Below are 19,115 nucleotides of genomic sequence, written 5' to 3'. Positions count from 1 at the left end.
TCTGAACCACAGCACCACGAGGACCCCATGACCGACACATCCCAACGCATTCCGTTTCATCTCGCGTTTCCGGTTCGCGATATTGCAGAAGCCCGCACGTTCTACGGCGATTTGCTGGGGTGCCCTGAAGGCCGCAGTGCGCCGGAGTGGGTCGACTTCGACTTCTACGGTCATCAGATCGTTGCGCATCTGGCGCCCGATGAGTGCGGCCACAAGCAGAGCAGCGCCGTCGATGGCCAAGACGTGCCGGTCAAGCATTTCGGCGCCATCCTGCCGATGGACAAGTGGCAAGCCATGGCCGACCGGCTGATCGCGAACAAGACGGAATTCGTTATCGAGCCGTACATCCGCTTCAAGGGTGAAGCCGGCGAACAGGCCACGATGTTCTTCCTCGATCCGTCGGGCAACGCCATCGAGATGAAATCGTTCGCCGATCTCGGCTCGTTGTTTGCAAAGTAAGGCGAGATCATGCAAAAGCAACTTCCGGTCCTGGCAGGCGTCGCCGCTGCCTTGTTGACCTGCGCGAGTGCCGCTACGGCGCATACAGACACCCTGAAGAAGATCAAGGAATCGGGCGTGATCACGATGGGCGTGCGCGACGCTTCCGGCGCGATGTCTTTCGCGCTCGGCCCCGGCAAGTACACCGGCTTCCATGTCGACATCTGCGAGCACGTCATCGCAGACATCAAGAAGGCGATCCAGCTCGACAAGCTGGAGGTGAAGTACCAATTGGTCACGCCGCAGAACCGCATCCCGCTCGTGCAGAACGGCACGGTCGACATTGAATGCGGGACCACCACCAACAACGCGGCGCGTCAAAAGGACGTGGCCTTCGCGCCCACGCTCTACGTGGAAGGCGTGCGCCTGGCAGTCAAATCGACCTCCGGCATCCGCTCGACGGCCCAGCTTGCCGGCAAGACGGTGGTAGCGACGACGGGGAGCACTTCCGTGCAGTTGCTGCGAAAGCTCAAGAGCGATGCGACGGAGCTGACCGCCAAAGACAACAGCGAAGGCTTTCTGTTGCTGGAAACCGGCCGTGCCGACGCCTTCGTGGCCGACGGACAGATCCTCGCAACGCTGATCTCGAAGAGCAGGGACCCAGCGCAGTACAAATTGCTGGACCAGGTGTTGAGCACCGAACCGATCGCCATCATGCTGCCCAAGGGCGATGCTGCGCTCAAGAAGGTGGTCGACCAGAGCATCGTGTCGCTGGCGAAGAGCGGCGACGCCGCGCGCATCTACGACAAGTGGTTCTTGAAGCCGATCCCGCCGCAGAACGTGATCGTGGGCTTGCCCGCCACCGAGATGACCAAAGCCGCGTGGGCGAACCCCACCGACAAACCCCTTGAAGGGTACGAGGCGCGCTGAGCGCTGGAAGGACATCATGAACGCAAAGGGGTAGACCGCTTCTTGCCCGCCGCGCCACCCCGAGTACCTGCCTTTGTGGTGGGGGGCTCCGAAGCTTCCGCCAGGCAACGCGAAAAATGGGCAACGATCGGCGAGCTCGCTCGACCCCGGCGCTGGAGCAGCCCGATCTCCCGATAGAAGGTGTGCTCGCCCAACGACACCACCCGGACGGTGTCGGGCAACGGCAAATGGGCTTCGACGAGCGGGACGAGCGCGACGCCCATCCCGTTCGCCACGAGCTGGATGAGTGCGGCGATCTCATCGAGCTCGATGCCCTCCTTCACATTGATCGCTTGCCGCCGCAGGAAGCCTTCTGCCATTCGCCCGCCAAAAGACACGCGGTCGTATCGCAAGAACGGCTGCACCCGCAGCAATTCGCGCCAGTCCTTGCTGCTCGAAACATTCTTCGAGACGATCAGCACGAAAGGCTCGTGGACGAGCGCCTGCCATGTCATGTCAGGCGGCATGCCGAAGGGCGGCCGGATCATCACGGCGGCGTCGATGCTTCCGGCATCGAGATCGTCCATCAACCGAAGAGACACGCCGGGAGCCACGTGGACCCGAACCAGCGGGAGCGCCGTGCGGAGCTGGTCGAGCGCACGCACGACCAGCGTCGACTGCGCCGACGCAATCGCGCCAATGCGCAAAAGACCTTGCGTTGACTGCTCATCGGGCGGATCGCCGAGCTTTGCAAACAGCGTGCAGATGAGTTCCGCTCGCTCGAGGACCGTTCGACCGGCGGCGTTGAGGGTGGCGGAGCGCCCGGTTCGATCGAACAGAGCGAAGCCAAGGCCCTCCTCAATCCGACGGACCTGACTGCTCACCGCCGATTGCGTCAGGCCGATGTGCTCGCCAGCGGACGCGAATGTTCCGTACTTGCAAACGGCGATGAGGGTCTTAAGTTCAGCGATCATTGACCGAGCATGTACAGTATCGATCGAAAAATCAAGGATCCATCAGGCGCTGAGATGCTCAAGAGAGCTTCGCTTGGTCGACTGCAACGCGTCGCCCATGTGTGGTGAACTTGGCGTGTGATTTTGCAATGGCTGCTTCAGACTCTGGTTGCCGTCGTTCGAGGCGGGCTCACCGAGCGGCGGCTATTGGCTGTAAGGCGGTAGTCGGTCGCAGTAGTGTGGCATGTCAGAAAGCTGCAGCTCATCTCGGCAGCGCTACGCCAATCGAGACGTTCAAAAGCCGCCGAATACCGGATGAGGCTGTGCACAGCTGCCGTTCACCTGGACGTGTGAGCGGCAGCAACGGGTCGGAGCAAAGAAGCGCGAGTGCCGCGTGCAGCAGACGTACCGCCAGCATGGCTCATTGAGCAATCGGCTCGGCGGCGGTGCACGCACTCTTGGCTTCCATGGGCATTGCCTTTCGCTTCTTCCGCAGTGCGTCCAACGCCGTTGCGCCAGCGTCAGATCAGAAAGCGTGACGGATACCGAAGTCGTAGCCGACCGAGTGTTGTGCAACGGGCGTGAACGCCACACCGAAAGAATGCGCAGCCTTGGCATCATGGGCAGTGTCCTGTGGTGGCGCGCGTCATGGTTGCACGTATCCACGCTTGCGCCGAACCGTAATGCCAAGGCGGGCAAGCTCGGTTGGCAACAGCGCTGCCTGGACCAGCGCCACCGGCGGGCTGCCGGAGAGGGCCTTGAAGGTGCGATCGTAGATGGCCATGCAGTCACCGCTGGTCAAGCGCGAGTTGAAGAGAATGCCGTCGATATCGGGCATATCAGCGTGTACCGCTTCCGACAGCGCCTGCCCCGAGGCGTGAGAGCGTGCACGGCTGGCATCCGTATCGATCCCAACTTCATAGACGGCGGCACCTCGCAGATCGACCAGCGTCAATTCGCGGCTCGAACTGATCGATGTCACGCACAGCTGTTCCAGATGCGGTCGATAGAGGAGACGCCTCGTCTTGCCTTCGAAACGGTCGCGCGCGACGGCTTCTGCGAATGCCGTTGCAAAATTGTTGGCAGCACAAAGTACACGGAGTGCTCCCGCAGGACTTGAAAAGCGGCTTGATCCAAAGCCAGCGTTGGCGGGTGTCGATCGGTGCCGGCTCGGCAAGATGCGTGGCCAGTCGGCCGATACGGGCCTCGACGACGCGCTCCCGTAGCTTGGGGGTGACGAGCTTCACGGGTAGTCCAATGCGCCTTCCGCCGCGCTCCTAACCAGCGAGACATTGCCCTCGCGGAGCTTGTCAATCGGGGGCTTGCCGCCGGTCATGCGATTAGGGGCAACCAGCCATTCCGATTCTTCCAATTGGCCGAAGCCCAGTATTCATGCGGTGCACAGCCCCTCTTTAGATCGATTTCACAAAACGTCCAAGGGCGTCCGGTTTCATCACCGGACGTCCTTTTTCATTGCCGAACTGAATTCCTGTGCGGTGCCCTGAGCCTCTTCCCGCCGCATAAGCCACAGCTCGACAGCTCACGAAGGCGGCGTCCGATTCGTCCGCGCTGTCACCATAACCAGGAGCGCGCCAACCACCAGCAGTCCGGCACTGAAAGCGAAGGTGCTCTGATACCCCCTGCTATCGAACAGCACCCCACCGGCGGTGGAGCCCAGCGCGATAGCGAACTGGACCACCGCCACCATCAGCCCTCCGCCGGCCTCGGCGTCCCCCGGGAGCGTTCGTGCGACCCAAGTCCACCAGCCCACCGGCGCGGCCGTTGCTACGAGCCCCCAGGCACCCAGCAGAACTGCCGTGGCGACCACCGAAGAGCCTGCGGCGATGAGCGCCGCCGCGATGGCGGCCATCAGAACAGGGATGACCGCGAGCGTGCTGTAGAAACCCATCTTCAAAAATCGGCCGATGACCGTGGTGCCGATGAAACCTGCGACGCCCACTGCGAGCAGCAGGAGCGACAAGGCCGACGCATTGACGCGCGTCACTGTTTCGAGAAAGGGCCGAAGGTAGGTGAAAAGCGCGAACTGGCCCATGAAGAAAATGCCCACCGCCATCATTCCGAACGCCACCACGGGGCGCTTGAGTAGCCTCAAGGCGTTGCTGGAGCGCTGTGTCCGTGCCTGCGCGGGCATGGCCGGCAGACTGAACCACTGCCAGATGAATGCAACGATCGCGAGTGGCACCAGGCAGAAGAAGGCGCCGCGCCAGCCGACGATCGAAGCGAGATAGCTGCCCAGTGGCGCTGCCACAACGGTGGCCAGCGCATTGCCGCCATTGAAGATGGCCAGGGCGCGAGGCACCTGGGCAGGCGGTACCAACTGCATGGCGGTGGCGGCCGACATGGACCAGAAGCCGCCGATGACGACGCCGATCAGTACCCGGCCGGCCATGTATGCCTGATAGTTCGGCGCGAGCGCGACGATGGCCCCCGAGAGGCACATCATCGCCGTCAGCGCCAGCAGCAGCATCTTGCGATCGATTCGAACTGCGATGGCTGGGATGCACAGGCTTGTGAGTACCGCGAAAGCGCCGGAGATTGCGATGCCCTGTCCGGCCATGCCTTCGGTGACCTGGAGGTCGGACGCCAGCGGCGTCAGCAGACTCACCGGCATGAACTCGGAGGCGATCAGCGCAAACACGCACAGCGCCATCGCGAAGACGCCTCCCCAATGCGCAGCGGGGGCATTGCCATGGCGGTCGAAAGGGCCGCTCCCTGTGGATGCGGCGATGGACTGTGCCGTCATCAGGCGACCGCCGCGACAAGGTGCTTGCCGAAGAACGCCCCCAGCTTGTCCCATGGGATCAGGGTCACCCGGTCGTAGAGGTCCACGTGACCGGCACCGGGAACGATGTGCAGTTCCTTCGGTTCGGCTGCGCGCTGGTAGGCGTCTTCGCTGAACTCCCTGGAGTGCGCATGGTCGCCCGTGATGAACAGCATGGGCCGCGGCGAAATCGTTTCAATGTCGTTGAACGGATAGAAATTCATGAACTTGACGTTGCTGGTCAGCGTAGGCCGCGTGGTGGTTCTTGCCGATGCGCCCGGTGGCGTGAACTGGCCGCGCGGCGTTCGATAGAAATCGAAAAACTCGCGCTGAATGGGATCTGTATCCGCCGTCAGTTCGAGGACCGTGCCGCCTGTGTATTGAATGGCGCCCCCGTCGAATTCCGCCTGGCGTTGCTGCGCGGCCGCGGCAATGATCTGTCTGCGCTGCTCCAGCGTCTGCGAGTGATTGAGCGCATTGCGGTTGGCCGAGCCCATGTCGTACATGCTCACCGTGGCGATGGCCTTCATGCGCGGATCGATCTTCGCCGCACTGACGACAAAGCTGCCGCTGCCGCAAACCCCGATGGCTCCGATCTGCTCTCTGTCCACGAAGGCTTGGTTGCCGAGGAAGTCGACCGCGGCGCTGAAGCTCTCGGCATACATGTCCGGCGAAACGGCATTGCGCGGCTGGCCTTCGCTGCCGCCCCAGAAGGGGAGATCGAGCGACAACGTGACGAAGCCGCGCTCGGCCATCTTGGTGGCGTACAGGTTTGCGCTTTGCTCCTTCACCGCCCCCATGGGGTGGCCGACCACGATTGCCGGCGTGCGCTTCTTCCGGTCCAGCGCCTTGGGAGCGAAGAGGTTCCCGGCAACGGTCATCTGGTACTGGTTCTTGAAGGCGATCTGGCGCACCGTGACCTGGTCGCTCGTGTAGAAGTTGTCGGCGTCATTGGGCAGGCTTGTGCTCTTTGGTGGTGCTGCCGCCAGTGAAGGGTCCGTCGCCGACAGCATGCCGACAGCAGCCGCGCCGGAGGCGGCCATCTTCAGGAATTCGCGTCGGTCGCTCGCCGGGCCGACCGGCTCTGCGCCGACGGAGGTGCACTTTGTGGTTCTCATGGTCGATGTCCTTGGGAGGTGGTGTGAGTGCCGAGGCGGGTATGTCTTGCCTCGTTCGATGTCTTCGCATTCAGCTTGAGGGAAGTTTGCCGACCCGAGGCGTGATTGACTAGGTAATGAATGCTTAATACATTTATTACCGCCACTAATCAGTTCTCCTGTGAGACAGCGATATGCCTCGCCGCAACCTCAACGACCTGCTTGCTTTCGTGACAGTGGCCCGCCAGGGCAGCTTCACCAAGGCAGCGGGCACGCTCGGTGTCACGCAGTCGGCGCTGAGCCAGGCGATCCGCGGGTTGGAGGAAGGCTTGAAGATCCGTTTGTTGACGCGCACCACGCGCAGCGTCGCGCCCACCCCGGCCGGCGAGCGGCTCATGAAGGCCATCGGCTACCGATTCGACGAGATCGAAGCAGAGCTCGAAGCATTGACCGAGTTGCGCGACAAGCCTGCAGGCACGGTGCGCATCACCTGCGGCGATCACGTTCTGCAAACCGTTCTGCTTCCGAAGCTCATGCCGCTGCTGCGCGAGTATCCCGACATCAAGCTCGAGTTCGACATGAACTACGGTTTTCGGGACATCGTGGCAGACCGGTTCGACGCTGGTGTTCGCATGGGGAACACCATCGACAAAGACATGATTGCCGTTCCCATCGGCCCACCGCTGCAAATGGCCGTCGTGGCTTCACCGGAGTACTTTGCAGTTCATCCCGTACCCAAGACGCCGGCCGAACTGACAGCGCATCAATGCATTAATCAGCGGATGCCGACATCGGGTGGACTGTACGTTTGGGATTTCGAAAAGCGCGGGCGAAAGGTCAACGTGCGAGTCGATGGTCCTCTCATCTTCAACACGGCGCCGCCGCAGGTGGATGCGGCGCTGGCCGGGCTGGGAATTTCGCTGCTGCCGGAAGATGAGTTGATGGTGCACATCGAATCCGGAAGACTCGTTCGGGTGCTGCAGGACTGGTGTCCGAAATTCGCCGGCTACCACCTGTACTACCCCAGCAAGCGCCAACCGTCGCCGGCTTTTTCGCTGATCGTGAAAGCGCTGCGCTTCAGTGGGTCACGACAGCAGTAGGTGTCGGGTTTCTGCGAGGCAGCGATATCGCAGTGTCCGCACATCACCCCACCAATGTCGGGTTGCGCCGTGCTTCGTCGATCTTGCGCTGGCGGAGGGCCTGCCGGCACTGCCCGAAACGCGATGCGCCGGGTTCCGCACATCGTGTGTTGATGCAAATGGCGCGAGCGAAGAAGACTTGGTCCCTGCACGCGGCGAGCGGGTCCGACGTCGCCCTCACCGCGCGCGAGCGGCTGCCGTTCGAAGCCTTGCGAGGCACGGATGACGACGAGCGAGGGGAGAGTGCACCCGCGTCGTCGTCTTCAGCCTCGACGGTCGATTCTTGAGGCCGAGGCGCTGCATCGGCTTCGCTGTGGTCCCTCTCCGGGGTGACCAACGCGATTTCCTGCAACTTCCTGGGCGCTTGCAGCGTAGAAGGAGGTGGGGACAGGTTGGGCGCAACGGTCTGCGCTCGCGCCACTCGTGCCGTCTGCGCAACTTCGGGGACCGTTCTGGACGCAGAGCGGGACATTTCCCAACCGACGAACATCGAAGAAAGCAGCACCGCGGGCGTCAGCACAAGAAAGAGAACATTGCGGAGCGGGCGATAGTTCGAGTTCAGCAACTCGCCCTTGCGAGCGGCGTGCCGCGACGAGGAAGTGTCGATCTGCTCATCGACCCCGGTCGGCATTGCCTCTCCGCACGCGCGGCAACGGGTGACGCACCCTCGATTGACCGTATGGCACGACGGGCAACTTGCGGTTGCGACGCCCTTATGAAACATCAAGCCGAGATAGTCGCTTATCTCGGCATAGGCAATGTTCGTGTCTGGCGCAACGGGCCAGGCGGACGCAGCAAACTCAGTCATCTTCAGGGCCCCTTCGCTTGCGGGCACTCGCCAGACAGCGCAATAGCACTCTGTCCGGCGCAGATCCGCGCAATCACGCTTTATCGGAGGACAGCAAGCCGCCGCTTGTAAGACGAGGGCTGAACATTCACCCGGAATGGCGCCGTACGCGTCACGCTGTTGAGACAGCAGCAACGCGCTTCGGCAACGAGACACTCAAACGCAATGTATCTCAGCGACCGAATGCGACACGAACGACAGGAAATCAGCGATCTCCAACTTGACGGGCAGGGAAGGCGCTGCCCTGTGGCGCGCCAGGGCCAGCGGTTCGATCACGTCGAAGCTTGCGTCGCAGGTCTCGACGAGGTCTTCCTCGCCTTCGCCTGAGCCGAAAATTTCGAGAAGTGCCTCATCGGATACGTGAGCCATGATGCGGGGTCCATCGAAGCCGTCCGGATAAATTGCAAACCTCACTGTCTCCGAATCGGGACAATGGATCGCTTCGCAGTGCATGGTGGTCTCCTTATCTACTTATGGATTTCACCCTTCCACAACCTGAAAAGCACGCGGCATACTTCGTCATACGCGGACAGATGCGACCTACAGGAGGAGCTCGTTCATGAACGATCCCTTCGATTTGAAGCGCTTCACGGATGCCCAGAAGGACGTGATGGACCACGTCCTGGATGAACTGCGCGCCGGCAAAAAGCGCAGCCACTGGATGTGGTTCATATTCCCTCAACTGGCTGGCCTCGGACGAAGTGCGATGGCGCAGCGCTACGCCATTTCATCGCTCGAGGAAGCGCGTGCGTACCTCGCGCATCCGGTCCTCGGTGCGCGGCTGAAGGCATGCAGTGAGTTGGTCTTTGCGGTGGAAGGTCGCAGCGCCGCGGAGATTTTCGGTGCGCCCGATGACCAGAAGTTCTGGTCATCGATGACCTTGTTTTCGATCACTGCGGATGCATCGACTCCAGTGTTTCGCGCGTGCCTTCAAAAATACTTCGGCGGCAGCACCGACCGCGGCACCTTGCGGCTCCTGCAGGGGGGAAGCTAGCCGAAGGCTGCCCCAATAGACAGGCCGGCGCTAGTGCAGATCGCCGTTGAGGTATGGCTCGGGATCCACGGCGACGCCTTGCTTGCGAATCTCGAAGTGGAGCTTGACGCGTTCGGCGCCGCTGTTGCCCATCTCGGCGATCTTCTGGCCTTGGCGCACCACCTCGTTTTCCTTCACGTTGATGGTCTGCGCATGCGCGTAGGCAGTGAGAAAGGTTTCGTTGTGCTTGACGATCACCATGTTGCCGTAGCCGCGCAGTTCGCCGCCGACATACACGACGCGCCCATCGGCCGCCGCCACGATCGGGTCGCCCAAGTTGCCCGCAATGTCGATGCCTTTGTTTTGCCCGCCGTCGAAAGTGGAAAGCGTGCGCCCTGGAGCGGGCCGAATGAATATCGCCTGCGGCTTGGGCGCAGGCGGTGTGGCGCGGGGTGCCGAGGCGGGCGGCAATGGGTAGAACCCAGGCGCGGGGGCCTGGCTTTGCGGCGTGGACATCGGTGTGGTCGTACATGCGACCAAGGAGGCCGCTGCGATCGATGAAATCGCGAGGCGAAGGAGGTAGGTCTGAACTTGCATGGCTTTTCTTCGAAACGAGGTCTAGGCGAGGGATTCCTCGGCCTCACGGCGAGGGAGCATTTTTAGCACGGCGCGGTTGCGGCCGGTGCCGCGGTGCTGCGAAGGCTTTGCTGGCGCGCCAGGAGCGCGTCGCGTGGCCCTGCATCGACGACCCTTCCGGCCTCCATCAGAACGACAGTGTCGAATCGGTCCAGCAAGCTCAGGCGGTGGATCGAAGCGATCACGCAAGCATTGGGAAACGCACCGGCCATCCGTTCGAGGACACGCGCCTCGGTTGCTGCGTCGAGGGCGCTGGTCGGTTCGTCGAGCAGCAACAGCGAACTGCCTTGCGCCGCCAACACGCCCCGAGCGAGCGACAGGCGCTGCCGCTGGCCACCGGACAGATTGAAGCCGCGCTCGGAGAGCGGTGTGTCGAGATGCGCGTGCGTTGACGTCAACACGTCGTCGAAAGTGCTGACGTGCATGGCAGCATGAAGATCGGCGTCATCGAAGCTCTGGCCGAAGCTCAGGTTCTCGCGCACGCTGGCCTCGAAAACTTCGGTCTCCTGCGGAATCAGCGTCGCGAAGGTTCGCAATAGAGGCCAGGGTTGCGGTTGCCCGTCGATGAACACCGTGCCCGCCTGTGGGGCATAGAGGCCCGCGAGCACGCGCAGCAAGGTGCTCTTGCCCCCGCCGCTCGGGCCGACCAAGGCAATGCGTTCGCCTCGCCGGAGCGCGAGGGACACTTCATGCAGGCCGCTGCGCGCCGTCTCGCCGGCCGCTTGCATGCCGCGCGGACGGTAGTTCCACACCAATCCGCTGACCTCGATCGTCTGCCAATTGGCTTGGCTGTCGATGCGTTCGTCCGCAAGATCGGCAACCCGCGAAGGCGCTTCCCAGATGGGCGCTGCGCTGCTGTAGTCGGTGTGCATCCGCGCGAAGAACTGAAAGTTCGCTGCCATCGACGACACAACGCTCGCCGCCTGTTGCGCATACTGATAAATCATGAACACGCCGCCGAGCAACACCGTCTGGCCTGGCGCGCGCGACTGCCAGACGTAGATCACGACGAGGCCCCAGGTCAACGCCAACCCCATCAGGTCGACGGCGAACCACTTGCCTTCGTTCAGCACGACGGTGCGCTTCATTGGCTCGGAGATGGCTTCCATCCGCCGGCCCAGGAGCCATCGCGATGCGGCCGACAGGCGCAAGCCGATGACCGTCGATGCATTGCCGAGAAAATCGAGCAGCGCCGCGACGTAGCGGCGGTCGGCATCGTTCTCGACGCGCGCGAGCCGCATCAGCGAGCGGTCGAAGCGAACGATCACGACAGCGATCACCACATAGCCGACGATGGCCATCGCGCCACTGCTGCGCGAAAGCAGGGTCAGTGCAATCAGTGGGCCGATGAAGTTGACGATGTTGGTGAGATAGATGAACTGGTTCTGCGCGAAATCCGAGAGCGCGCGGCTCGCTTGATGCACCCGGTGCTGCAATTCGCCCGAATGGTGCGCGTCGTGCCAGACCAGCGGCGCCGAGGCGATGCGCGCATAGAGCGTGTCGGCCAGTTTTTCGCGCACGCGCAGGCCGACATTGCGCTCGAGGATGCGTCCAGGCCCGTGGATTGCCCATGAGAAGACATACACCCCCGACAGCGCGGCGATCCAGCGGCCCGCGCGGCCGATGTCGCCGGTCTGCAGCGCGTTGATCGCCTGCGCTGCGAACCACGGCATGGTAAGCCGCAAGAGCTGCGAACAGGTGAGAAGCACCGTCGCGGTGAGCAACTGCGGTCGTGCGCCCTCGGCGTAGCGCCACAGAGCCGCGAACAGCTCGCGGACAGCGTTGCCTGGTGCGCTCGTGTTCATGCGCGGCTGCTCGCGTTATTTTTGCGGGATCGGCGTCGCGCGGTCGATCGGAACAGCAGTGACACTGTTCTTCGGGGAGCCATCGATGAGGAGATCGGAATAGGTCAGGTAGACGAGCGTGTTGCGCTTCGCGTCGACCATCCGTACGACGCGCAACCGCTTGAACATGACCGACAGGCGCTCGCTATAGACCTCTTCGCGCTTCGGCAGCGGCTGGACAATGCTCACGGGTCCGACTTGCCGGCATGCGATCGAAGCCTCGGACTTGTCTTCGGCCAATCCGAGCGCGCCGGACACGCCGCCCGTCTTGGCGCGCGAAACATAGCAGGTGACGCCGTTGACCTTCGGGTCGTCATAGGCTTCGACGACGATCTTGTGGTCGGGGCCGATCAGCTTGAAGACGGTGTCGACTTCGCCCACGGGCTCCGCGCGCGCCAGCGTCGTTGCCAACAAGCCCACGATGACGGCGCAAGACTTCAGCCGCTTCATGCGATGTCCAGGGTATGAACGCGATCGAAGCTGCCGCGCCGCCGATCCTCGAAGTAAAACCGGAGCGCCTCCTTGACCGTGCGGAAGGCGATTTCGTCCCAGGGAATCTCGTCCTCGGTGAAGAGCTTCGCCTCGATCGTCTCGTGACCCGGATCGAACCTGTCGCTCAAGAGACGCGCGCGGTAGAAGAGGTGCACTTGCCCCACCCGCACGACACTCATCACCGCGAACAGGCCTTCCATCTCGTATTCGGCACCGGCTTCCTCGTCGGTTTCGCGTGCTGCGCCTTGCTCAGTCGTTTCGTTCAGCTCCATGAAGCCCGCCGGCAACGTCCACTTGCCCCATCGCGGCTCGATGTTGCGCTTGCAAAGCAGCACGCGGTCGCCCAGCACGGGGATCGTGCCCACCACGTTCAGCGGGTTTTCGTAGTGGATCGTGTTGCAGGCCGGACAGACGGCGCGCTCCTTGGTGTCGCCGTCGTCAGGAATGCGGTACACCACCGCCGTGCCGCAGTTCTTGCAGTGCTTGATGGGGACGCGCAGGAACATGCCGGTTTCAGACGACCTTGACCGTGAGCGACGGCAGGCCGGTGATTTCGCCGACGAGCGTGTCTCCTGCGACCACCGCTGCAACGCCTTCCGGCGTGCCGGTGAAGATCAGGTCGCCGGGTTGCAATTCCCAGGCGGCCGACAGATGCTCGATGGTTTCGCCGATGCTCCAGATCAGCTTGCTCACGTTGCTCCGCTGCCGGTCGACGCCGCCCACGGTCACCGAAATCTCCGCCTTCTCGACATCGCCCGCCTCCGCGACCGGCACGATCGGCCCGATGGGCGCGCTCTGCTCGAAGCTCTTGCCGATGTCCCACGGACGACCCTGCTTCTTCATGTCGTTCTGCAGATCACGGCGGGTCATGTCGAGGCCCACGGCATAGCCGAAGATGTGTTTGTGCGCGTCGGCGGCCTTGATGTTCTTTCCGCCGGTTCCGATCGCTGCAACGAGTTCGATCTCGTGGTGCAGGTTCTTGGTGAGCGTCGGATAGGCCATAGTGCCGGTGGTTCCGGCATCGACCACCACCACGGCGTCGGCCGGCTTCATGAAGAAGAAGGGCGGCTCGCGGCCGGTAAACCCCATTTCCTTGGCGTGTTCCTCGTAGTTGCGGCCGACGCAATAGATGCGGTGCACCGGAAAGCGGCCGGGTTGGCCGACGACAGGGATCGAAACGACAGGGCAGGGGGTGAAAACGTATTCGGAGGCCATGAAAAAACGTCCTTTTCAGCGAAGATGGCAGTGTGCCAGAGGGCAGGGTGCGTTGTCCGCGCCAGGGCTGTGGGCGCCGGGCGGGGATATGCTTGCGCCATGATGAAGCTGCACAACTATTTCCGATCCTCCGCATCGTTCCGCGTCCGCATTGCGCTGAATCTCAAGGGACTGGACTACGACTACATCCCGGTGCATATCGCCCGCGGCGAGCACAAGACGGGGCCCTTCTCGGCCATCTCGCCGGACATGCTGGTGCCCCTTCTCGAAGACGATGGCGAACGCTTTACGCAGTCGATGGCCATCATCGAATACCTGGACGAAATCCACCCCGAGCCGGCCCTGCTGCCGCATGATCCGGTGGGCCGGGCACGCGTGCGGGCGCTGTCGGAGTCGATTGCCTGCGAAATCCATCCGCTGAACAACCTTCGCGTGCTGAAGTACCTGGTCCGCGAACTCAAGCTGGACGACGACGCCAAGAACGCGTGGTATCGCCACTGGGTACGCGAAGGCATGCTGGCGTTCGAGCGTCAGCTTGCGTTGCTGCCCGCCGGCACGTACTGCTACGGCAACACGCCGACGATGGCCGATTGCTGCCTGGTGCCGCAGATTTTCAACGGGCAGCGCTTTGATTGCGACTTTTCGGGCTTGCCGCGCACGATGGCAGCTTTCGAGGCGTGCATGCAGCTGGAAGCCTTCCAGCGCGCCCAACCTTCGCAATGCCCTGACGCTGAAGCGTGATCGATCCTGACTGGCTCGTCCCGCAATGGCCGGCGCCGCCCGGCGTAAAGGCGTTGTGCACGACGCGTGCAGGCGGGATATCGACCGCGAACTACGAGGGCCTGAACCTTGGCGACCACGTGGGCGACAACCCGTCCGCGGTGCAATCCAACCGGCAAGCCCTTCGCGACGCGATCGGCGCACGGCCGGTGTTCCTGCAGCAAGTCCATGGAACGGGAGTGCTCGCGCTCGATGCCTCCAGCGTGGACGGCGCGGCTGCCGACGCCTGCACCACCGATGTAAGCGGCATCGCCTGCACGATCATGGTCGCCGATTGCCTGCCGGTGCTGTTCACCGACATGGCTGGCAGGCGAGTCGCCGCGGCGCATGCCGGTTGGCGCGGGCTTGCCGCCGGTGTGATCGAACGCACGCTGGAGACTTTTCAAGCCGACGGCGGTGCGGGCAGTGTCATGGCATGGCTCGGTCCGTGCATCGGCCCCGACGCCTTCGAAGTGGGCGATGAGGTTCGTGCTGCATTTGAAGCAGTTTCACCCGAGGCGCGTAAATGTTTCGTCGCGGCGGACAGCACAGGCACTCCAATGGCTGCAGGCAAATGGATGGCAGACTTGGCGGGCTTGGCCCGCCAGCGCCTGGTTGCTGCCGGCGTCACCCTACTGCACGGAAACGACAGCAGCGACGCCTGGTGCACCGTCCACAACCCGTTACGCTTTTTCTCGCACCGGCGGGACCGGTTCAGCGGCCGCTTCGCCGCCTGCATCTGGCGCGGCTGAATGCGCCCGGATCGCCGCCTCTCGCGCAGCCGCTTCACGCGCCTTCAGAGCGCGGCGCCGTGCGGGCGTGGCCATCAGGTAAACCACCAGTGCCACCGGCGCCAGCCCATAGAGTAGAAAGGTGAAGACGGCGCCCAGCACGGTGCCGTTGGTGTTGGTCGCCTCGGCGACTGCCATCATCAAGGCAACGTAGAGCCACGCGATCACGACAAGGTGCATAGACGGTTTTGTTTCAGGAAGTTATCGGAGGTCTTGCTGGTGAGGCGGTTGCGAATGCAGCATACTCAAATCCCGTTCTGAAGAGGTGAGGCAGCAGGAGACATGATGAAACAAGAACACACTGCGGCGGCAGAGCCTTTTGCGCCCTTTCAGCAGGCGCTTTCAGAGGGATGGAGCAAGGCGCTCGAATCCTTCCAATCACTGGGCTTGCAGGGCGCCCAAGCCACGCAGGGCATCCAGGGCGACGGGCACCACGCGCCCTGGGATCTCCCGAAACTCTTCCTTTCCACCGAGAAACTCCAGGAACTGCAGCAGCAGTACATCAGCGAAGCCACGGAGCTTTGGCGTCAGGACATGGCCAGCCGGTCGGCAACGGACAAGCGTTTCGCCAGCGAAGCGTGGGGCAGCAATCCGGTTTCATCGTTTGCCGCAGCTGTTTACCTGTTGAACGCGCGGACGCTCCTCAGTATGGCCGAGGCGGTCGAAGCCGATGCCAAGACTCGCGCCCGCCTACGCTTCGCGGTGGAGCAGTGGATGGCGGCTTCGTCGCCGAGCAATTACCTTGCATTCAACGCCGAGGCCCAGAAGAAGGCCATCGAAACGCACGGTGAGAGCATCGCGAAGGGGATCCAGAACCTTCTCCACGACGTGCAGCAGGGCCACCTGAGCATGACGGATGAAAGCGCGTTCGAAGTGGGCCGCAATGTCGGCACCACCGAGGGCGCGGTCGTTTTCGAGAACAATCTCTTCCAACTGCTCGAATACAAGCCGCTCACGGCCAAGGTGTATGAACGGCCTCTGCTGCTCGTGCCGCCTTGCATCAACAAGTTCTACATCCTCGACCTGCAGCCCGAGAATTCGCTGATCCGCTATGCGGTGGAGCAGGGGCATCGCGTGTTCGTCGTCAGTTGGCGCAATCCGGATCCATCGATGGCGCAATACACGTGGGACCAGTACGTGGAGGACGGCGCCATCAAGGCGATTCATGTCGCGCAGGAAATCACCGGCCAGAACAAGAAGGGTGGAAAGATCGACACGCTGGGCTTCTGCGTCGGCGGCACCATCCTGAGTACGGCGCTGGCTGTGCTCGCTGCGCGTGGCGAACAGCCGGCATCTTCAGTGACGTTGCTGACGACTTTGCTGGATTTCACCGACACCGGCGTGCTCGACATCTTCATCGACGAGCCTTTCGTGCAGTTCCGCGAAATGCAGATGGGGAAGGGCGGGCTGCTGCAAGGTGGCGAACTCGCGTCGACCTTCAGCTTTCTGCGGCCCAACGACCTGGTCTGGAACTACGTCGTCGGCAACTACCTGAAGGGCGAAACGCCGCCTCCGTTCGACCTGCTTTACTGGAACAGCGACGCGACCAACCTCCCGGGACCGATGTACTGCTGGTACCTGCGCAACACCTATCACGAGAACAAACTGGCGGTGCCCGGTGCAGTGACCGTGGCGGGCGAGAAGGTGGACCTTGGTGCGATCGATGCGCCGGTCTACATCTACGGCTCGCGTGAAGACCACATCGTGCCGATCGGCGGGGCCTATGCGTCGACGCAACTCCTGCAGGGCAAGAAGCGCTTCGTGATGGGGGCGTCCGGCCATATTGCCGGCGTCATCAATCCACCGGCGAAGAAGAAGCGAAGCCACTGGATCCGCGAAGACGGCAAGCTGCCCAAGACGCAAGCCGAGTGGCTGAGCGGCGCGACCGAACACCCCGGAAGCTGGTGGACCGACTGGTCCAACTGGCTCAAGACCCATGCGGGCAAGCAGATCCCTGCCCCCAAGACCTACGGCAAGGGCACCGCCTACAAGGCGCTGGAGCCGGCGCCGGGTCGCTACGTCAAAGCAAAAGCCTGAACCGCCCCTTTCCCGTCGTTTCAACTGTCATTTCAATCCACGCATCGGAGAGCACATCATGGAAGACATCGTCATCGTTTCAGCCGCACGCACGGCCGTCGGCAAGTTTGGCGGCTCGCTGGCCAACATTCCTGCGACGGAATTGGGCGCGCTCGTGATCAAGGAAGTGCTCGCGCGCGCCAAGGTCGGCAATGACCAGATCGGCGAAGTCATCATGGGCCAGGTCCTGACGGCGGGCAGCGGACAGAATCCCGCGCGCCAGGCGCTGCTGAAGAGCGGCATCGTCAATTCGGTTCCGGCGCTCACGATCAATGCCGTTTGCGGTTCGGGGCTCAAGGCAGTGATGCTGGCCGCACAGGCCGTGGCCACCGGCGACAGCGAAATCGTCGTTGCCGGCGGGCAGGAAAGCATGAGCCTCGCGCCGCACGTGCTGCCCAATTCGCGCAACGGCCAGCGCATGGGCGACTGGAAGCTGGTCGATTCGATGATCATCGACGGCCTGTGGGACGTGTACAACCAGTACCACATGGGCATCACCGCCGAGAACGTCGCCAAGAAATACGACATCAGCCGCTCCGCCCAGGATGAACTCGCACTGGGCAGCCAGACCAAGGCCGCCGCTGCGCAGGACGCCGGCAAGTTCAAGGACGAGATCGTCGCCGTCAACATCCCGCAGAAGAAGGGCGACCCGATCGTCTTCGACAAGGATGAGTTCATCAATCGCAAGACCAGTGCCGAAGGGCTCGCGGGCCTGCGCCCCGCCTTCGACAAGGCGGGTGGTGTGACGGCCGGCAACGCTTCCGGCCTGAACGACGGCGCTGCCGCGGTGATGGTGATGACCGCCAAGAAGGCCGCGGCGCTCGGGCTCAAGCCGCTTGGCCGCATTGCCAGCTACGCGAGCACCGGCCTCGATCCTGCATTCATGGGCATGGGACCCGTGCCGGCATCGCAGAAGGCGTTGCAGCGCGCGGGCTGGAAGTCCCAGGACCTGGACGTGCTCGAAATCAACGAAGCCTTTGCTGCGCAAGCCTGCGCCGTGAATCGCGAAATGGGCTGGGACGTGAACAAGGTCAACGTGAACGGCGGTGCGATCGCGATCGGCCATCCGATCGGTGCGTCCGGTTGCCGCATCTTGGTGACCTTGCTGCACGAGATGCAGCGGCAGAACGCCAAGAAGGGCATTGCGTCGCTGTGCATCGGCGGTGGCATGGGGGTTGCCCTGACGATTGAGCGTTGAGCGCGATTGCGTTGGACAACAACAAGCCGCGTCCCAGGGCGCGGCTTTTTTCATTTCCGATTTGAACCACAAGGAAAGACGATGAACGACAGCGACCACGCCCTGTTCCAGCAAATCCGCGACGAACTCTTCGTTGCTGCGGTAGGTGATGTGCTCGACACGATGGGCTATCAGCACCAGTTTCTTCCCGCGGGCATCGCGCCGCTGGAGAAGACGATGCGCATCGTCGGGCGTGCAATGCCGGTGCTCGAGGCGGACGTCATCAATGACGGCAATCGATCGGCCGGGCCGCTGTCGGGCAAGCCCTTCGGACTGATGCTCGAGGCGCTCGACGATCTGAAGGCGGGCGAAATCTATATCGCCACGGGCGCCTCGTTGCGCTATGCGCTCTGGGGCGGCTTGATGTCGACGCGGGCGCAGCACCTCAAGGCCGCGGGCGCCATTCTTGACGGCTACGTGCGCGACGCCAATGAAATCGAGCGTCTCGGGTTCAATGTGTTTTGCCGAGGCACTTATGCGCAGGACCAGGGAGTGCGGGGGCAGGTGATCGACTATCGCTGCACGATCGAGATCGACGGCGTACGTATTGCACCGGGCGATTTGCTGTTCGGTGATCGCGAGGGTGTGCTGGTGATTCCGCGCGCGGTCGAGGCGGAAGCCGTGGCAAAGGCACTGGACAAGGTGCGCACCGAAAACAAGGTGGCGGATGCGATCAAGGATGGCATGAGTGCCTGCGAGGCGCTGGCGACCTTTGGCGTGATGTAGTCGTTTTTTTCGGCTCAGAGACTCATTGCCCGCGCTTGTCGCAGCATGGTGAGTGGCTGTTCCAGCGTGCGCTCTTGAACTTGCTGCTGATCTCGTTCCATGGCTTGCTCCCAAGCCTGAGTGCTCTGAGAAATCGGCGTGTTCAGGCTTTCGACCGTCGGCACACCGGCAATTCGTTTGAGAGCCGAGTCCAGCGCGCCT

Annotated in this window: 22 protein-coding genes; 9 read left to right on the top strand and 13 right to left on the bottom strand. The window is 62.7% G+C overall.

The features are described from left to right. Positions 1-27 precede the first annotated feature (27 nt). A complete protein-coding gene (locus tag AC1DEK_RS18730) occupies positions 28-459 on the top strand; it encodes a VOC family protein (RefSeq protein WP_478126782.1) in 432 nt (143 codons plus the stop codon). A 9-nt stretch (positions 460-468) separates the two neighbouring features. Beyond that, the gene (locus AC1DEK_RS18725; protein ID WP_478126781.1) at positions 469-1,368 is read left to right on the top strand and encodes an amino acid ABC transporter substrate-binding protein; all 900 of its coding nucleotides are present in this window, start codon (positions 469-471) and stop codon (positions 1,366-1,368) included. Positions 1,369-1,382: 14 nt separating this feature from the next. Here the strand turns inward: AC1DEK_RS18725 and AC1DEK_RS18720 are convergent, their stop codons facing one another. From AC1DEK_RS18720 to AC1DEK_RS18705, 4 genes are all read right to left on the bottom strand, one after another. Beyond that, positions 1,383-2,321 carry a LysR family transcriptional regulator gene (locus AC1DEK_RS18720; RefSeq protein WP_478126780.1) on the bottom strand — a complete coding sequence of 313 codons (939 nt, stop codon included), beginning with the start codon at positions 2,319-2,321 and terminating at the stop codon, positions 1,383-1,385. Between the two features lie 625 nt (positions 2,322-2,946). Then, the gene (locus AC1DEK_RS18715; protein WP_478126779.1) at positions 2,947-3,282 is read right to left on the bottom strand and encodes an RES family NAD+ phosphorylase; all 336 of its coding nucleotides are present in this window, start codon (positions 3,280-3,282) and stop codon (positions 2,947-2,949) included. Between the two features lie 558 nt (positions 3,283-3,840). Further along, positions 3,841-4,971, bottom strand: coding sequence for an MFS transporter (locus AC1DEK_RS18710; protein WP_478127077.1), 1,131 nt, complete (start codon positions 4,969-4,971; stop codon positions 3,841-3,843). Positions 4,972-5,063: 92 nt separating this feature from the next. Further along, the gene (locus AC1DEK_RS18705) at positions 5,064-6,095 is read right to left on the bottom strand and encodes an alpha/beta hydrolase (protein ID WP_478127076.1); all 1,032 of its coding nucleotides are present in this window, start codon (positions 6,093-6,095) and stop codon (positions 5,064-5,066) included. 278 nt (positions 6,096-6,373) lie between these two features. On the opposite strand from AC1DEK_RS18705, the gene AC1DEK_RS18700 reads away from it, so the two are divergent. After that, positions 6,374-7,279: a LysR family transcriptional regulator gene (locus AC1DEK_RS18700; protein WP_478126778.1), complete on the top strand. Its 906-nt coding sequence runs from the start codon at positions 6,374-6,376 to the stop codon at positions 7,277-7,279. 43 nt (positions 7,280-7,322) lie between these two features. On the opposite strand, the gene AC1DEK_RS18695 is transcribed toward AC1DEK_RS18700, so the two are convergent. Both AC1DEK_RS18695 and AC1DEK_RS18690 read right to left on the bottom strand, forming a co-directional pair. After that, positions 7,323-7,949, bottom strand: coding sequence for a hypothetical protein (locus AC1DEK_RS18695; RefSeq protein WP_478126777.1), 627 nt, complete (start codon positions 7,947-7,949; stop codon positions 7,323-7,325). Positions 7,950-8,321: 372 nt separating this feature from the next. Then, on the bottom strand, positions 8,322-8,534 hold the full coding sequence (locus tag AC1DEK_RS18690) for a hypothetical protein (protein ID WP_478126776.1): 213 nt from the start codon (positions 8,532-8,534) through the stop codon (positions 8,322-8,324). A gap of 190 nt (positions 8,535-8,724) precedes the next feature. Between AC1DEK_RS18690 and AC1DEK_RS18685 the strand changes: the two genes are divergently transcribed. Continuing rightward, entirely contained in the window at positions 8,725-9,159 is a 435-nt protein-coding gene (locus AC1DEK_RS18685) for a DUF1810 domain-containing protein (RefSeq protein WP_478126775.1), read from the top strand. Positions 9,160-9,189: 30 nt separating this feature from the next. Here AC1DEK_RS18685 and AC1DEK_RS18680 read toward each other — a convergent pair whose 3' ends face one another. From AC1DEK_RS18680 to AC1DEK_RS18660, 5 genes are all read right to left on the bottom strand, one after another. After that, positions 9,190-9,735, bottom strand: a complete 546-nt coding sequence (locus AC1DEK_RS18680) for a murein hydrolase activator EnvC family protein (RefSeq protein WP_478126774.1) — start codon at positions 9,733-9,735, stop codon at positions 9,190-9,192. A gap of 62 nt (positions 9,736-9,797) precedes the next feature. Further along, positions 9,798-11,579 carry an ABC transporter ATP-binding protein gene (locus AC1DEK_RS18675; protein ID WP_478126773.1) on the bottom strand — a complete coding sequence of 594 codons (1,782 nt, stop codon included), beginning with the start codon at positions 11,577-11,579 and terminating at the stop codon, positions 9,798-9,800. Between the two features lie 15 nt (positions 11,580-11,594). Next, positions 11,595-12,068: a CreA family protein gene (locus tag AC1DEK_RS18670; protein ID WP_478126772.1), complete on the bottom strand. Its 474-nt coding sequence runs from the start codon at positions 12,066-12,068 to the stop codon at positions 11,595-11,597. Next, complete coding sequence (locus AC1DEK_RS18665; protein WP_478126771.1) at positions 12,065-12,616, bottom strand: NUDIX hydrolase; 552 nt, start codon at positions 12,614-12,616, stop codon at positions 12,065-12,067. The genes AC1DEK_RS18670 and AC1DEK_RS18665 overlap by 4 nt, the downstream gene beginning before the upstream one ends. A 7-nt stretch (positions 12,617-12,623) precedes the next feature. After that, positions 12,624-13,325, bottom strand: a complete 702-nt coding sequence (locus tag AC1DEK_RS18660) for a fumarylacetoacetate hydrolase family protein (protein WP_478126770.1) — start codon at positions 13,323-13,325, stop codon at positions 12,624-12,626. Between the two features lie 102 nt (positions 13,326-13,427). Between AC1DEK_RS18660 and maiA the strand changes: the two genes are divergently transcribed. Then, complete coding sequence (gene maiA / locus AC1DEK_RS18655; RefSeq protein ID WP_478127075.1) at positions 13,428-14,066, top strand: maleylacetoacetate isomerase; 639 nt, start codon at positions 13,428-13,430, stop codon at positions 14,064-14,066. After that, the gene (gene pgeF, locus AC1DEK_RS18650; protein WP_478126769.1) at positions 14,063-14,836 is read left to right on the top strand and encodes a peptidoglycan editing factor PgeF; all 774 of its coding nucleotides are present in this window, start codon (positions 14,063-14,065) and stop codon (positions 14,834-14,836) included. Before maiA ends, pgeF begins: the two co-directional genes overlap by 4 nt. Here the strand turns inward: pgeF and AC1DEK_RS18645 are convergent. Further along, positions 14,768-15,055 carry a hypothetical protein gene (locus AC1DEK_RS18645; protein ID WP_478126768.1) on the bottom strand — a complete coding sequence of 96 codons (288 nt, stop codon included), beginning with the start codon at positions 15,053-15,055 and terminating at the stop codon, positions 14,768-14,770. The two genes, pgeF and AC1DEK_RS18645, sit on opposite strands and share 69 nt — an antisense overlap. A 105-nt stretch (positions 15,056-15,160) precedes the next feature. On the opposite strand from AC1DEK_RS18645, the gene phaC reads away from it, so the two are divergent. The 3 genes from phaC (at position 15,161) to AC1DEK_RS18630 (ending at position 18,914) form a co-directional block, all read left to right on the top strand. Continuing rightward, a complete protein-coding gene (gene phaC / locus AC1DEK_RS18640; RefSeq protein WP_478126767.1) occupies positions 15,161-16,912 on the top strand; it encodes a class I poly(R)-hydroxyalkanoic acid synthase in 1,752 nt (583 codons plus the stop codon). Positions 16,913-16,970: 58 nt separating this feature from the next. Beyond that, the gene (locus AC1DEK_RS18635) at positions 16,971-18,149 is read left to right on the top strand and encodes an acetyl-CoA C-acetyltransferase (RefSeq protein WP_478126766.1); all 1,179 of its coding nucleotides are present in this window, start codon (positions 16,971-16,973) and stop codon (positions 18,147-18,149) included. Positions 18,150-18,230: 81 nt separating this feature from the next. After that, positions 18,231-18,914: an RraA family protein gene (locus AC1DEK_RS18630; protein WP_478126765.1), complete on the top strand. Its 684-nt coding sequence runs from the start codon at positions 18,231-18,233 to the stop codon at positions 18,912-18,914. Between the two features lie 14 nt (positions 18,915-18,928). Here AC1DEK_RS18630 and AC1DEK_RS18625 read toward each other — a convergent pair. Beyond that, the coding region (locus AC1DEK_RS18625) for a hypothetical protein (protein ID WP_478126764.1) at positions 18,929-19,115 on the bottom strand (187 nt) is incomplete at its 5' end.

This window comes from Variovorax sp. 10N420 (assembly GCF_056394705.1).
Note: the sequence above shows the minus strand (reverse complement) of the source record. Positions and strands in the feature narration are given on the sequence as shown.